General features: G+C 42.2%; 9 protein-coding genes and 1 pseudogene. 7 read left to right on the forward strand and 3 right to left on the reverse strand.

Annotated features, from left to right (window positions below):
- The first annotated feature begins 17 nt into the window (after positions 1–17).
- The 6 genes and pseudogenes from CLV32_RS10395 to CLV32_RS10425 all read left to right on the forward strand — a co-directional run bounded on the left by CLV32_RS10395 (position 18) and on the right by CLV32_RS10425 (position 6913).
- Positions 18–1235 carry a glycosyltransferase family protein gene (locus CLV32_RS10395; RefSeq protein WP_133555114.1) on the forward strand — a complete coding sequence of 406 codons (1218 nt, stop codon included), beginning with the start codon at positions 18–20 and terminating at the stop codon, positions 1233–1235.
- On the forward strand, positions 1232–2371 hold the full coding sequence (locus CLV32_RS10400; protein ID WP_133555116.1) for a glycosyltransferase family 4 protein: 1140 nt from the start codon (positions 1232–1234) through the stop codon (positions 2369–2371). The genes CLV32_RS10395 and CLV32_RS10400 overlap by 4 nt, the downstream gene beginning before the upstream one ends.
- A complete protein-coding gene (locus CLV32_RS10405; protein ID WP_133555117.1) occupies positions 2364–3824 on the forward strand; it encodes an exosortase Y-associated Wzy-like protein in 1461 nt (486 codons plus the stop codon). Before CLV32_RS10400 ends, CLV32_RS10405 begins: the two co-directional genes overlap by 8 nt.
- Positions 3793–4938: an XrtY-associated glycosyltransferase XYAG1 gene (locus CLV32_RS10410; RefSeq protein WP_133555119.1), complete on the forward strand. Its 1146-nt coding sequence runs from the start codon at positions 3793–3795 to the stop codon at positions 4936–4938. The genes CLV32_RS10405 and CLV32_RS10410 overlap by 32 nt, the downstream gene beginning before the upstream one ends.
- A pseudogene (gene xrtY / locus CLV32_RS23515) lies at positions 4931–6393 on the forward strand (exosortase Y). The gene CLV32_RS10410 and the pseudogene xrtY overlap by 8 nt, the downstream one beginning before the upstream one ends.
- Positions 6362–6913: a WcaF family extracellular polysaccharide biosynthesis acetyltransferase gene (locus CLV32_RS10425; protein ID WP_133555126.1), complete on the forward strand. Its 552-nt coding sequence runs from the start codon at positions 6362–6364 to the stop codon at positions 6911–6913. Before xrtY ends, CLV32_RS10425 begins: the two are co-directional and overlap by 32 nt.
- Here CLV32_RS10425 and CLV32_RS10430 read toward each other — a convergent pair.
- The gene (locus CLV32_RS10430) at positions 6910–10761 is read right to left on the reverse strand and encodes a T9SS type A sorting domain-containing protein (RefSeq protein ID WP_133555128.1); all 3852 of its coding nucleotides are present in this window, start codon (positions 10759–10761) and stop codon (positions 6910–6912) included. The genes CLV32_RS10425 and CLV32_RS10430 overlap by 4 nt on opposite strands.
- Positions 10762–10927: 166 nt before the next feature.
- Positions 10928–11155, reverse strand: a complete 228-nt coding sequence (locus CLV32_RS10435) for a PID-CTERM protein-sorting domain-containing protein (protein ID WP_133555130.1) — start codon at positions 11153–11155, stop codon at positions 10928–10930.
- A 304-nt stretch (positions 11156–11459) separates the two neighbouring features.
- Here CLV32_RS10435 and CLV32_RS10440 point away from each other — a divergent pair, with 304 nt between their 5' ends.
- Positions 11460–16622, forward strand: coding sequence for a DUF2341 domain-containing protein (locus CLV32_RS10440; RefSeq protein WP_133555132.1), 5163 nt, complete (start codon positions 11460–11462; stop codon positions 16620–16622).
- Between the two features lie 46 nt (positions 16623–16668).
- Here CLV32_RS10440 and CLV32_RS10445 read toward each other — a convergent pair whose 3' ends face one another.
- Entirely contained in the window at positions 16669–16899 is a 231-nt protein-coding gene (locus CLV32_RS10445) for a hypothetical protein (protein WP_133555134.1), read from the reverse strand.
- Between the last annotated feature and the right edge of the window lie 2 nt (positions 16900–16901).

Raw genomic sequence — 16901 nt, forward strand, 5'->3', positions numbered from 1 at the left:
CCACCAACGCCGCGGATATGCAAAGGATCAGAATGAGCCTCCCCTATTTTAGCAGATATGGCTGGGAAGCTGAAGTGGTAACTGTAGACGAGAAATTTTCTGATCTTCCGTTAGACAACTTGTTGATGGAATCATTACCAAATGATATCACCGTTCATAAAATTAAAGGCTTTGCAAAAAAATGGACAAGCAAAATAGGTTTGGGCAGCATTGCTTTAAGGGCGATGTGGTTTTATTACCAACAGGTAAACATGTTACTTTCAACACGTCAGTTTGATCTTATCTATTTCTCTACTACGCAATTTCCGGTATTAACATTAGGCGCATATTGGAAGAGACGTTTTGGGATTCCCTATGTAATAGACATGCAGGATCTATGGCATTCCGATTATTATCAGGATAAACCAAAAAACCAGCGCCCGCCAAAATATTGGTTTTCATACTCCCTCAACAAATTTCTGGAGCCCATTGCAATGAAAGAAGTAGGTGGACTGATTAGCGTGTCTGGTGGATATCTGGACATCTTAACTATAAGATACCCCAACCTTCAGCATATTCCTCAGGCAGTTATAACCTTTGGAGCATTTAAAAAAGATTTCGATATTGCAGCAAATAATAATCAAACAGAAACCTTTTTAAACAAGAAAGGATTAGTAAATATCGTATACATTGGCCGGGGGGGGCATGATTTAGAACCGGCTCTGCGACTGTTACTAAAGGCTATCGAACATAGCAGACTCTCACCAAACCAAATTCACTTCCATTTTATAGGAACGAGTTACGCCCCTGATGGAAAAGGTATACCCACCATTAAACCATTAGCGGTAGCAGCTGGAATGGATGTCTATATTACGGAACACACCGATAGAATTCCGTATTACCAAACGCTAAACACCTTGAAAGAGGCATCTGGCTTATTTATTCCAGGATCCGACGATCAGAACTACTCAGCATCAAAGATCTATCCATATATCATGGCTGAAAAACCATTATTAGCTGTATTCCACAAAAATAGTAGCGCGGGTAAGATTATCAGTAACTGCAATGCCGGTACGGTATTCACATTTGATCAAAATGAAGAAATAATCATAGCAGGAATGGCTAACTTTCTGACCAGCGTTGTTAACGGACAGCTACCGGAAAACAAGATTAAAATGGAGGAATTCAAAAAATATTCTGCCGAAGAAATGACACTGAAACAAGTAAATCTGTTTAACAAGGTTATAAATATTTGAAAAAGCTAGCGATCGTAACAACCCACCCTATCCAGTATTACGCGCCGGTATTTAAGCTATTGGCAGCTCAACTTGAGTTGAAAGTATTTTATACGGCAGGGAAAAGTCAGGCGGTTTACGATCACGGGTTTCGGCAGCATGTTGAATGGCACTTACCTTTACTGGAGGGCTATAATTTTGAATTCATAGAAAATCCAGCAAAAGACCCGGGCTCGCATCACTTCAACGGTGTTGCAGGCACAAATATCCTGGCCAGAATTGAAGATTTCGATCCTGATGTATTGTTAGTTTATGGCTGGGCTTATAAAGATCACCTTAAAGTGCTCAGGCATTTTAAAAATAAGATTTCTATTCTATTTCGTGGCGACTCAACACTAACAGACCGGCTCCCTTTCTGGAAATTAACACTGAAGTCCTTGCTGTTGACATGGGTCTACAAGCACGTTGACCATGCACTGTATGTAGGAATGCAAAATAAACAGTACTTCAAAAAATATGGCATAAAAGAATCTCAACTTAGCTTTGCCCCTCACGCTATAGATAATGAAAGGTTTGCTGATCCAAGGGCAGAAGAGGCAATGGATCTGAGGGAAAGCCTTGGAATTACGTCATCCGCTATTCTTGTACTTTTTGCAGGAAAATTAGAGCCCAAGAAAGATCCGACGGCCTTGATTGACGCCTTTCTGTCACTTGATAATGAACACGTTGAGCTCCTGTTTGCTGGGAGTGGAATGTTAGAGCAGGAGCTTAAAAACAAAGCCAGAGCGTCAAATAATCGTAAAATACATTTTCTGCCCTTTCAGAACCAACCGCAGATGCCGGCATTATACCAGGCATGTGACTTATTTTGCCTCCCATCAAAAGGCCCCGGAGAAACCTGGGGACTGGCAATTAATGAAGCAATGGCCGCCGGAAAAGCCATTCTTACATCCAATTGCACCGGAGCCGCTGCCGACCTTGTAGATGATACAAACGGGAAGGTCTTCGACGTTAATGATCCCACAGATTTGAAGCGTAAATTAGAAGAGCTGACACAGGGTAAGCATTTATTAAAAAAAATGGGTGAAGTCTCGGCAATTAAAATAAAAAAATGGAATTTTGAAACGCAGGTTAAAGAAATTATAGCACATGTTTAACAATCAGTTTGCAAACATTTCGAAAGAAAAAATTCTGCTGCCCATCTATTTTCCGGTACTGCTTGCGTATATATTCCAGTTTAGCCCGGTAACCTCCTATCTGATTTCATGGCTTGGGACTTTCATGATCTTTTATTGGACTATTTTATCGCCGGTAAAATATATACAGCTCGACCTTCCTTTAAGCAAACAGATCATGCGCCCGATCGTTCTGACTCAACTGGTGTTTGCCGGATTTATGTGTTCCACGTCTATATTTTTCTTTATGGATCACCTGGGATACCAATATTTCAGCAGGGTCAATGGCCAGTTTTTTATCCCCAATGCACTTACAGAGAACATTGCTGCCTGCCAGCGTTATTGTCTGGTTGCACACGTGGCGTTAGTAACAGGCCTAATCTGGGCAACAAAGCTGGATCTCAAAATAAAATATATTTTCAAAGTAGACACTGATAAGATCCTTATTCAGATTTGCGGATTTTCATACCTTCTTGGAATCGTGTTATCCAGAATATCTGCAGTAGTTCAATTCTCTTACATGTTCATTTTCATGTCCCTATTTGCGGGATCATTAACGCTCGTGAAAGGAATAGTAAAGAAACGACCAAATTTGGTTGCCATAGGTGGTGGCGTATTTCTTTTCAACCTGGTTGCGGCCACCTTATCAGGATACAAAGAAAGCGTAATCAACAACCTGCTTATTTTGGTCTTTTTATTGTTTCCATACTACAAGAAATTCATTCTCCTGATCTCCATTCCTCTGATATGTCTGTTATTATATATCTTGCCAACGTTAGCAAATACAATACGAAGTCAGTCCTGGTCGGGAGAAACGACTGCAGAAGAAGCCAGAGATGATGCCTATGATGTCTTGACTAATGAAGATAATATCAATGACATCCACGAAACGAACTGGCAGTTTCTCACAAACAGGCTAAGCGAGATCAACATGTTTACACAGTATGTGGAACACGTTCCTTCGGCACATCCATACTACGGATTTGAGATTCTCAAAGATTCCTTTTATGCTTTGATTCCAAGATTTCTCTGGTCGGGAAAACCAAACACGGAGCAGGTTTCAATGGAACGCGTGTACGAATCCAATGTAGCAAACAGGCTCTCGTCGGTATCTGCTAAAACCAGACCTGTTGTAGATGGATATCTGAGCGCAGGAGTGTTCGGCATTTTTGTATCTATGTTAATCTATGGATACCTCACGCAATGGCTGTGCAATCAGGCGGAATCTCTTTTTGGCGGTTATGAAATGGGATGTATTATTGTTTTTAATGGCATTTTTCAACAACTCTGGCGCGGCAATAACTGGGAATTTCTGTTGAATAATATCCTATACGGTTATATCCTGTTGGTTGTACTTTTTAATCTGCTTAAACAAAAAAATATCCTGGTTAGAACCCTCCCTGATGAAGAACATACAAATCAGTCCTTCTTATAAGCCAGCATACTATTATGGGGGCCCGACTATGTCGGTATCTAAATTATGTGAAGAACTGGTTAAGGCCGAAACACCAGTAACAGTATTGACAACAACTGCAAATGGAGCTGCGGAATTGCCTGCGGGGTCTCGGATTATTGATGGTGTTCCTGTCCATTATCATCCCAGAATGACTGGCGATCCTACCCATTTCTCTCCCAGCCTGCTAAAAACACTGGATAGAACGCTGAAGCTAAGTCGATCCCACCAAACGATTGTGCATATTCATTCCTGGTGGAATCTTGTAACTATATTTTCTTGCTGGATTGCAAAACGCAGAAAAGTAGCAGTATTGTTATCGCCAAGGGGAATGTTAACCACCTATACCCTGGGCAATAGAAATACTGGAATGAAACATATCATACACAGTTTACTTGGCAAGTCTTTGTTAAAATACAGCCATATACATGCAACAAGTGCTAAAGAAAAACAGGATCTTCTAAAAATCATTAAACCAAAAAGCATCACCGTAATTCCAAATTTTGTACGCTTCCCTCAAGAGCCACAAGCTGCAAGATCAGTTGCTGACGGCGCTCTTCAATTATTATTTCTCTCACGGATTGAAGAAAAAAAGGGCCTGGATATATTGTTTAAAGCCTTGAGTCAGGTTAATTTTGAATGGCAGTTAGCTATCGCAGGATCAGGAACAGCATCTTATGTTGATAACTTAAAACATATTGCCAGCGAATTAAATATCGGCCAGTTTATTTCCTGGAAGGGGCACATTACAGACGAAGATAAATTTAGCGTAATGGAAAACCACGACTTGCTTGTTCTTCCATCTCACAATGAAAATTTTGCAAATGTCGTCATAGAATCGTTGGCTGTTGGCACTCCGGTACTACTATCAGATCGGGTTGGGTTATCAGAATACATTATCGAACAACAATTGGGCTGGATATCGAAACTTAACCCGAAAGAATTTGCCCACACTTTACAACAGATTCATGCTGATAAATCTCAACTGGATAAAATCAGATCAAGAGCACCCGCTATCATCAGACGTGATTTTAACGAAATAAAAATTGTGGATCAATATATCGACCTTTACAACCGTATCTTAACAAATGGCTGATTTCACATTCATAATTTTGACTTTTAATGAGGCGCAAAATTTGCCCAGGCTACTGCAATCCATAGCGGGTCTGGATGCGAAAACCTACGTAATGGACTCAGGCAGTACCGACCACACCTTGGAAATCTGTCGCGAATACGGAGTCATTACCGCATATCAACCTTTCGAAAACCATCCCAAACAATGGGACGCCGCCCTCAACCACTTTGACATCGGTACACCCTGGGTTATCGGATTGGATGCTGATCAAATTGTAACCCCTGAGCTCTATCAGCTCCTTGCTGATTTCAGAGATGAAAATTACAGATCGATCAACGGCATATATTTTAACCGCAAGTACTATTTTAAAGGAAAATGGATTAAACATGGCGGCTATTCCCCAATTTATCTGCTCAAAATGTTCAGGTATGGAAAAGGATACTCAGATTTAAATGAAAACATGGATCATCGTTTTATCATAGAAGGTGATTCCACAATTTGGAAAAAAGGCTATATCCTGGAGGAGAATATAAAAGAAAATGATATCGGCTTTTGGATAGCCAAGCACAACAGGTATAGTGATCTTTTAGCTGAAGAAGAAGTAGAACGCATCCAACTGTTGAGAACACAAACATTAAAACCAGCATTCTTTGGATCACCCGACCAACGAAAAGCGTGGTTAAAGCGGATGTGGTGGCGTTTACCCAGATATCTAAGACCTTTCTTATATTTTGGATATAGGATGACTTTCAAACTTGGTTTTCTTGACGGCAGGATTGGAATACTATTTCATTTTCTACAAGGTTTCTGGTTCAGGATGATTGTAGATGTGAAAATTGAAGAAAAATTGGCAATTTTGAAAACTAATAGCCGACAAAATTGAATAAGGTAAAAACTGCCATTGCTCATTTCTGGAAGGATAGGCCCAATAGGTTCATTGTGGTCTTCCTCGGTCTGTTTGTGCTATTTTATGGCTTTAATGAGCTCTTTATAGGCTTGATAGCCCCGGGAGGAGCCTACAGTCCCTTTTTAGACCAGCACTTAAACTACATCGATTTCTGGAGGGAGTTTTATATCGGGTCGACGGCAAAAATTTTAACGGCTATGGGTTATAAGGTATTCACTAACAATACCCGGTTAATTGTGGAACACCATGCAGGAATTCGATTAATCTATACCTGTTTGGGTTATGGAGTCATGAGTTTCTTTGCTGCCTTTGTAATTGCTTTTCCAAAAGCTATTAAATCTAAGATTACTTTTCTGATCCTTGGATTACTTGGCATACAAGCCCTAAACATCCTTCGGTTTATCTTACTTTCCTTGTACTGGAAAGAGTACCGCCTTCACTTCGGCCGTATTGATCACCATACTATATTTAATATTTGCATCTACATCATCATCATGATAAGCATATATCTCTGGACAAACACCTCAGCCAAAAAGAATGCAACAGACTCAGCTCAAAAAAGCGTTTGACAAAAAAGATTTTAATATCGGTGCCTCTCCAATAAAAGTCGTGTTATGGTATTTTACCAGTATGCTTTTTTTTAAATCCGGGCTTATCCCATTCAGTAATATTTTAGTCTTTCTATTACGGAGTTTCGGCGCATCTATCGGAAATGATGTACGTATTAAACCCTACATCCACATCAGGTACCCCTGGAAACTCAGTCTTGGCGACCATTCCTGGCTGGCCGACTGCTATATTGAGAATCTGGATCAGGTAACTATAGGAAAAAATGTTTGTGTGTCTCAGCAGGCAATGCTGATGACTGGAAATCACGACTATACTTCAAGAAATTTTGATTTGATCACAAAACCTATCGTGCTCGAAGATGGCGTTTGGATCGGCGCCAAATCAACGATTTTACCAGGTGTAACAGCATTTTCCCATGCTGTGCTAACTGCTAATTCCACTGCATCAAAAAACCTTGAAGCGTACACAATCTATCAGGGTGTTCCTGCTACCAAAATAAAAATTCGTAATATCAGCTAGTTTTTGAAAAACTTCGAAGTTCCTATTACTGAATTATCCCCAGCTGATTTGACTTCCAGCACATGCATTCCTTTCATTAACGTACTTACGTCTAAGCTGACGGTATCATCTTCCCCAAAAGCTTTCTGAGTAAGCAGCCTACCTGTTAAATTATACACATTTACCTGAACAGGTCCTTTTTCTTTCAACGCCACGTGAATCTCATTGACAACCGGATTTGGATAAACTGTAAAACTAGCTTTAGCCGTTATGTTCAGCACATCTTCAAAATTCACCATCAATGATGGAGAATAGGTTTTATGATTCAGGTCATCAACCTGCACAATTCGGTAGTAATTTTTTCCTGATAACGGCTTTTGATCCACGAATGTCTTTGTAGATATATTCCCACCAGCCATAGTGGCTATTTGAGAAAAGCTTGTACCCTCCACTGAGCGCTCAACAACAAAGGTGTCGAGCGTAGAACTTGCCGCCATCCATTTTAGTTTAACGCTCGACATCTCCTTTTCTGCAGTAAAGCTTAACAGTGCTGCCGGAGGCAATTTCTCATCTTCGAAAATTAACGTAAAGCGTTCTGTACCAAATGAGGCTGGAATGCTACGATCAATCGAGAAATTATAAATGGCACCATTAGCTGCTACTTTTGTTGTAGTATTCAGATAACTGTCTTTCAGCGACATGATTTTTCCATCTACACCGGAGATATCGTTGAAGTTCAACGATACCGGTCCCGTCGCAGTTGCGTTTACCGATAATTTGATCTCTGTAGAACTTGTTAGCTCTGGCATAAAATTGATCGCCATCGGTAATTTGTCCGAAGTAAGGCTGGCGAGCGAGATTGTGCTACCGGAAAAATAGGTGGCATCATCCGTACCGTAATTATCCTGATATCCCTGCTTAAATACCAAGGCAGTTTCGTCTGTATTTGTTGCGTCTTTAAGAGATATTTTTAAAACTTTAAGGACTTCAGAAGTCGCACCCGTCGCAGCACTAACTGCTGGTGATACATCCATCGTTTTATTAAGCACTACGACTTTGCTATCATCTGGCGCATCTAGCAATCGATTTGGGCTTTGAGTAGTCACCTTTGCACCTTCTGTAAAGGTTAAAGTCTGCCCGGTAGCCCGTGCTTTCACGTAAAATCCCTGGCCCGGCTGGATAATAAAGGCTGTTGTACTCGTCCCCGGAACAGGTCCATTTAATACTGGCGCGGCATTAGTTACCACTCCCGCGCTATAAGTAGTCATACCTCCGCCGGGACGGATCACAGTAACCATATTGTCTATATTCGCCGTACGCGTTACGTTAACCCAATTTATCGCAGACGGATAAGGGTTGCCTACCGCGTTATAACCATCATATCCATCATTGTTAGCTACGGGATATGGAGTGTAAGAAAGTGAAACAGGTATAGAACCTTGATTTAAGGATCCTGCAAAGTTGGTAACCACATTTTCTGGCGAACCATATGGGAGGTTCAGCTTTGAACTTGCAGAGCCACTGGCATCACGTGCTCCCCTAAAAAAAACGAAGAAGCAATTTCCGGCAGCCGGTGCTGCTTCGGATAAAGTAAGTACATTTTGAAATTGACTTTGAGCAGGGATACTCGTTCTGCTTTCGACGTACTTCGTTAAAGTGACAGCGAACGGCTGAGCGGTACCACCGGGATCGAATCCATTTGCTGCACCACCCGGCCCAGTGATAAATATTGTATTTTTAAGTTGGCTGTAAATGGTTGATGCAGTTACTGAGGCCGACAACATCCTTGTCCCGCGATTCGCGGCAACTCCCCCACCTGTTAAAAATGTTTCTGCATTTACTATCCCCGTGATACTTGTTCCTGAGAGTTGTCCTACATTTGCTGTACCTGCAGCGCTGGATTTTAAATACAAAACCCCTCCTGCGGCCAACACCGCAGTACCGCTCATAGACAATAAGCCAGTTGGTGTGATAGAAAATTTTCCGTTTGTTGTACCTACAAGTGTCTTGGTTCCTGATCCGGATACAGTAAGACTATTAAAAAAAACACCATTTCCTCCGTCTGATCCAGTATCAGTAATGGTTTGAGCACCGGCACCGCTAAACGTAACTGCGGTACTGTTTGTAGTAAAGTCTAATTTCCCTCCACTGGAATTCCAATCTCCGGTGATAGTTAAAGCGCCTGGCTGTCCGTTTTTTACCGCAGCATTGCTCATCGTCAATCCCCCAAAAGTTCCGGGAACTAATGTCTGAGAACCGGCATTAGCATTGTAAGTGACACCAAAAGTCCAGGTCTTGCCTGTAGGGATGGGTAGTGCAGAAGTATTTTGTGTAATTAACATTCCCGTTCCAGCGGTTGTGGCGCTTATTCCAAGTAATAATGGAACAGTAGTCAAGTCAAAGAAACCGCTGGTCATGGTCAAGATACCATTGACAGTGAGCTGCGTTCCCGGAGTCAGGGTTACGCCACTAGATACTTTGCTTACGGTAAGGTTGTTTACCGCAACGGGCAGCCCACTCCCTGTAATCTGTGCAACATTGGTATCGTACCAGTAGTTAGCAGTTTGAGAAAATGACCTGGTACCCGTACTTTGAATAGAACCGCTTCCTCCAGTTTGAGCAATCCCCTGGGTATTTGCGGTGATCAATGTACCTGTTGACGACAAAGTAAAGGTACCAGTAGATCCGTCCAATATTGAAGTATTGAAATCTACAATCGCATTGGCATTCACGGTAAAATTCAAGGCTCCAGTGATTACTGCTGTAGCAGGTAAACTTTTAGTGAAAATTTGACGGGTAGTACCATTGAAATTGAAATTACCGGTTCCAGCACCTGTTCCTTTATTAAGCGTTCCCCCAGTCATAGTAAAATTTCCTGCAACGTTATAAATCGCATTTCCAGTACCTGTGGTTAGATTCAGCGTTCCGGCGCTTTGAGAGAAGTTGCGCCCTATGTTCATGGTGGTATTCCCCGTCGTACTTGTCAAGTTTACAGTGCCTCCGGTTTGTAAATAGTCCCGTTGTGCAGTAAACGTATAACCGGAGAAACTAATGTTGCTCGATCCAGAAGTATTCACAATTAGGTCTCCGCGGATACTACCAGATGCTGAATTAACCTGAATGGGAACTGACTGGCTAGCGCAATTCCAACGCACATTATACAAACTTTGATTTAAATTTGCAGCTACAGTGCCCGAAGTTGTATAGCCTCTGAATTCACAAGTTGAACCATCGTTCCAGGTTGCTATCGGAACAGCGCCAGCGGTTGTTGTATATTGGTGAACGTAACTTCCTCCGTTATTAAAGTTGAGCGTAGCAGCTGTAGAAGTGATAGTTGCATTATTAGATAACACCCCATTAATATTAGTGCTCGAATTAGCATTAAAATTTACTGTACCAGGAGCCGTGTTATTAAATATGCCAGTAGCCCCCACTGTTGCCGTGCCATTTATAACAGCCGTGCCCCCTGGATTCTGGAGCGTGCCATTAACATTTAATGTCCCGGTAGACGAAACTGTAAAATCATCAACAATGATCACATCAACAATCGTAAATGTTATTGATGGATTTATTGTTAGTGTTCCGTTCACAGTAACTTCTTTTCCATCAGTAGTTGCTGTAACAGTAACGACGTGACCTGCCTGAATTTCAATTGCAGTAGCGTTAGCACTACTTGGCGGAGTACTTGTAGCACTGTATCCCGTTAGAGCTAATAATGAACGTTCCCATGTATTTGTTCCATTCCAATTTCCTGTTCGTGCCGACCGATAATAATACAATGTAATTTGAGCCGAACATTCAAAAGAAACGAGTAGCAACAATACCGTCGAGCACAATAAAATCTTTATTTTAGGGACACTTAAAGACATAGGTAAATGTTTGATTTACTCAAGTTTAACCTAAATACTTCAATTGGGTTCTATGACGCATGTAGATGAACAACTTGAATGTTAACGGTCTGAAATGAACAGAGTGAACAGTGAATATTAGGTATAATTAGCAAACCAACAATGATCGTCCCAGCTGCTAAAACCGCTAATTTGCTGCGTTTGCAACTTGTTTCCGCACATACCAAAAACCAAATAAAACGCCAACAATTAGTAGCAAAATCACGCCATCATCAATTGGCACCGGGCTATCCGGATCCAGGCAATCGGGATAGGAAGGATCCAAAGGCGTACAGTCCTGAGCAACAGCAAATACAGGGAATGCTAAAATCACAAAAACAGATAAAAACCTAAAAATCCACTTCCTTTTCTTCACGACTCACAGATTAAAATGCATCAAGCTCAACTAAACATCATCTGTAAGCCATTCGCCAACGTTCGTGTTGATAACATTTTGGCGCAGCAGGATGATTGATGTCAATTTTAACAAGAATCGTCTGTTATTGATTCATTCAGACCATTTATGAACGATATGAACACAGTGCTAAAAATGAACAGACTGAATATTTATTTGACCAAACCACATCTGATCGTCAGCCCAATACGTAGCTATTGAAGACAAAACAGCGTTTAACAGGGCATAGAGCCTATATTTGCCAGCAGCTATTTTAAATTTATCAATGCGCACATCCTTTAATAACACACTACTAATCAAGCTCTTTCTCTTCCTGTTCATTTCCATATCTACAAGTGTTTACGGTCAAAATATGACCAATTACGCTTTTAACGCTTCAATTTCGACCTATTCTGCACTATCTGCGCCAGCAGTGGCGGGCACGCTGACCGGCGATTTAAATAATGGTGCATATAATGCGTTACCAATTGGTTTTGATTTTTGGTACATGGGTTCCAGGTACACGACGATCTCTGCAGCTACCAATGGATTCCTGGTTTTAGGCAATGATGTGGTGCCCGACAATAATTATCAGCTCCTGAATAATCTCGCTACCGGTCAGCGACCAATGCTGGCGCCTTTTTGGGACGATATGGTATTGGACAATGCCGGATTGGTTTCCTACCAAACCAGTGGAACTGCTCCCAATAGAATATTCACCGTTCAGTATTCAAGCATCCGTACCTCGGCTGGGGTAAATGTTTTCCCGATGCAAATCAGGCTGTCAGAAACGTCTGGAACGATACAGTTTTTTTATAACAGACCTAATGCTGCCACCACAAATGTCTCGGCATCCATTGGTATCAACAGCAATTCTGCCACCAGTGCCGGGTCTTTCCTATCGCTAAATAATTCCGGTACGGCGCCAACTGTTAGCTCCGCAACAGAGACAACCACCATCACACCAAATCCAGGCAATAACCAGTCTTATTCATTCACTCCTTCTGCCGTTGCCGCAGCCACCGATCTGTTTTTTACTGATGTAACCAGTACTTCGATCACGCTAAACTGGACAGACAATAGCGCCGACGATGCCGGCTTTGCTATTTATCGATCTACAGACAATACTACTTTCAGCTATGTTGGAAAAACATCTGCCAGCGCGACAACATTCAATGCTACAGGCCTCGCCGCAGGAACTACTTATTATTTCAGAACCTACTCAATCAGGGAAAGCTTAAACGCAGCACCACTTACAGGCACCCAGGCAACGGTTAGTACAGCTACCTCTGGACTCGTGCTCTATTATCCGTTCAATGGAAATTCCAATGAGGTAATCTCCGGGGCTAGAAATGCTGTTTCTGTGGCTGCTCCTGCTTTGACACTGGATCGATTTGGTGCAGCAAATAGCGCATACTATTTTAGTGGTTCAAACTACATGTATCAGGGCGGAACAGCCTACCCTGCTCCGACTGCATTTTCCCTGAATTTGTGGTTTAAAACAAATACTGCGACTGGAGGGAAACTGATTGGCTTTGGAGGTAATCAAACCGGATCAAATGCCACTTTTGATAAGCATATTTACATGAGCGATGCGGGTAAACTCTATTTTGGCGTTTACGATAACGCAATAAAGATTATCAATACCGCTTCCAGTTATAATGACAATGTATGGCATAATGTAGTTGCAACGCTATCATCCACAGGGATGAAGCTGTATGTTGATGGTGTGCTTCAGGCAGCAAGCGCCGCAACTACCGCGGCACAGGGGATTCAGGGATATTGGCGCTTCGGATACGATGCGCTTACTAACTGGAAGGGAAACAATACCAACTCTTTAGAGGGATTGTCGGGAACGAGCACACCTGTCGGTATTATCACTTCGGATTATTTTACCGGAACCCTTGATGACATCCAGATCTCAAACCGGGAGCTTACTTCCGACGAAATAAAGGTGGGCACGGCAGCCGCCTTCAACGGTTATGCCTATAAAAAAACCATTACGCTAAATACAAAAAACATTGTTAGCGGAACAGCAACGTTAACAAATTTCCCTTACTTACTAAGCATTCAGGATAACGACCTGAAGCTAAATACAGCTTTATGCAACCTCACAACAACCGGCTACGCTACTGGAAAAGTGCTTTCCAATATAGGTGCGGATATTACTTTTACGAGCAGCACAGGTACAGCTCTAAATTTTGATATCGATACGTATGACCCAACAACGGGCACGTTAGTGGTTTGGTTAAAGCTACCTTCCATCAGCAATGCATCCAACCTCCTGGTTAACATGTTATTTGGGAAGGCTACACCTGATGTGAACGTGACTTCCAGCACTTGGCCCAGCGACTATAAAGCTGTTTTTCACTTCGACGAGAATACATATACAGGTACAACAAACGATGCCACTACATCGGCGCTAACTGCAGCCGTATCGTCAACAATGTCGTCAGCTAATTTTGTGTCGACCGGAAAAATAGGAAAAGCCTTTACCTTTAACGGGACAGACCAAAAGATTGTTGCCGCAGCAAATACTGCATACGCCCTGGCCTCAACTCCTTTTACACTCTCAGCATGGATAAACACCGCAGCACCTGCATCTGATCAGAAAATTATCAGTAACCAAACAAGCGGTGGGATTGGCTACAAAATGGGTCTCAATGGTGCTAAACCTGAGAATCAAAATGATGGAACACCGAATAGAGACGGATTAGCCAACGTTACAGGAACTTCCCAAACCGTGCTTGCAAACACGTGGTATCACGTCCAAGGCGTCTACTCAGGAACAACAACACAAACCTTAACGATGTACGTGAATGGTGAGGAGAAGCAAAAACGAACAGGCATTGCCGCTCCGGGAACAGGGACTGTACTCAGCTTTGGCGTTGGTGAAGGCGGTAACCAATTCTGGTTTAATGGCACGCTTGATGAAATCCGCATTTCAAATCTCAATAAGTCTGCTGACTGGATCAGAACGGAATACAGAAATCAGAATAACCCTACAACAAGCGGCGGAACATCAGCGTCGATCGCAGCAATTGGTGCCCTGCAGGCAGAAGGTAAAGCTGCATCGAGCTATCCAGGACTGGTTTATACTTTTGCCGGCACGTATGGTAACGATCCTTTTAGCGCAGCCAACTGGACTACCAATACCCAGAACCTGATAGAATTGCCAGCAGCAACGGGCAAAGTATCTGTGATTATTCCCGCTTCGAAATCAGTCCTATTGAGCAATCCTTTATCGGTTTATGGCCTTTCCATTGCCAGCGGCTCTACATTGGATTTAAATGCAAAAATGCTAAGCGTTGGTTGTAACGTATATAACAGCGGGATTATTACCGGAAACGCAGGATCTCTGACTTTTAATGGGATAAGTAATACGCAGGATTATAATAGCACAACAACAAAAACAACATTGGTTAACCTGACAGGAAACAATACGGCAGGTGGAACGGTCAATTTAAACACAGGAGTACTCGATGTTACTGGAGTATTGAGTCTGACTAACAACACCAAATTAAATATTCTAAGTCCCGTTATCCTCACCTTAAAATCTACAGCAACCACAATTTCAAATGTTGCGGCGCTAACAGGAACATCGGCGATTGCCGGAAACGTAAGCGTAGAGACCTGGCTTACAGGCGGAGCTGGGAAACGTGGCACACGTATGTTTTCCTCCGCAATCAACGAGACATCACTACTTACTTCAGGAAATAGCACGTATCAGCAGCTGCAAAAAAATATAGTTGTTACCGGACCGGGTGGAGCTGCAAATGGCTTTGATCCGGGTAACACTGCACAGCCATTTGCTGTAGTACTTACAAAGTATAATGAACCAGCTTTACTCAGCGCTGCACAATTTATAAACATACCAAGTCTCAAAACTGGTGCTGTCCCTTTGGCTCCTGCTGGTGAAGGCTTTCTGTTTTTTTTCAGGGGCGATAGGACTAACTATACTACTGCAGGAGCAGCAAACTCTATTAAACTTTCCGCCAATTATGTACCGGAAAGCTTTCCAGCAGTGTTTACCGGACCGCTTAACCAGGGTAATGTCAGCGTGACAATTAGGAACACAAATAATAACAATGATGCCAATAATGGTTACAATGTGTTGGGCAACCCGTATGCGGCTACGATCGACTGGGACCTGGTAGTTGCCGGCAATCCCGGTACAGGCATTGCCAATGAACTTAGGGTCATACAACCTGGAGGTGCCATGATGTCAAGAAAGAAAGTAGGTACTACAGTGAGTGTAGTGAATACCGGCGATGCCCTGGCAGCGCAATACATTCAACCCGGCCAGGGATTTTACACCAGAAAAACGACCGCAGGAACGAGTGCGTTTACTTTTTCCGAAAATTATAAGGCTGTTACCAGCGTGCCAAACCGTTTACTTTCAATACCAGACGGACAAGAAACAATCAAACTAAGAACATTAAGCGCGGTAAATCCGGGAAGTGCAAACTCAACTGACGACGCAATACAACTCCATATTCAGTTAAAAGATGCTGCCCTGGTAACCGATGAAACAGCTATTGTTTTCAAAGCGGGTATGGATCCCAATTTCGATGAAAATGATGCAGCGTATTTCGCCGCCGGAGGTACTGTAACCCTTTCGACATTAAGTCTGGATGGGAAAAGCAATGCAATTAATTTCATACCAGAGATCAGTCAGGTTAAAACCGTAAAGTTAAATGTAAACGCTACCACTACAGGCAACATGACATTGAATTTCAGCGATATAACTACAATAGGACGTTATAAGGCTAAACTTAGAGACGCCTACTCAAATACCGAAACAGACATCAAATCTAGTCCTGTTTACACGTTTTCCATCGACCGGACAATTTCGGCAACTTATGGAGCTGAAAGATTTACTTTGGTTTTGGAAGAACCTGATCCACAATCTATAAATCTGAGTTCTTTTGTTGTAAAGAAAAATGGAAATACCGCAGACCTCAACTGGATAAGCTACCTGGAACAGGCAACAAACAGATTTGAAGTAGAGAGGTCTTCAGATGGTATGCGCTATACCAACCTTTCATCAATACCGGCATCACAAAATTCGAACACCAAAAGGTCGTATAGCTTCACAGATCTATCACCCTTAAGCGGACTTAATTACTACCGGATAAAAACAGTATTTGAGGATGAGAGTTCTGTATATTCCGAAATAAGAAGCCTAAATTATAGCAAAAATGAAGGTTCTCTTATCCGTATATATCCAAATCCATCTAGTGACGTCATCAGTATCAATTTAGAAGCGCTAAAAGCGAGGCTCACGATATTCGACTTATCTGGCAAACCAGTAAAAACAGTTTTGTATGGCTCAGATGAGCCGATAAAAACCTCGGTAAATAATTTAAAAGAAGGGGTTTATATTGCCGAAGTCAAAGACTCGCAAACCGGAAAGGTAGTATTCAAATCCCTCTTTGTAAAAAGATAATTCAAAAGACTATTAACTTTTTGAACAGCCATTACTGCCGCTTGTTTTATATTTTGTTCGCGTTCTGCTTACGCAGATAAATTGTTCCGATAAGCAGACCCGCAGCCATCAGGTAAACCACATGGTCGTCTAAGGGTACATCCGGACTATCCGGGTCAACACTGCAAAAAGGGTCTACTGCAGGGTCGCAGGCCTGGGCATTTGCCCGCAAATTAGAAATACAAAAAAGAATGAAGAGCAGGGTAAGTCGTCGGATAATAAATTTAAATTCGGGCACGG

Source organism: Pedobacter duraquae, from assembly GCF_004362245.1.
GTDB lineage: Bacteria > Bacteroidota > Bacteroidia > Sphingobacteriales > Sphingobacteriaceae > Pedobacter > Pedobacter duraquae.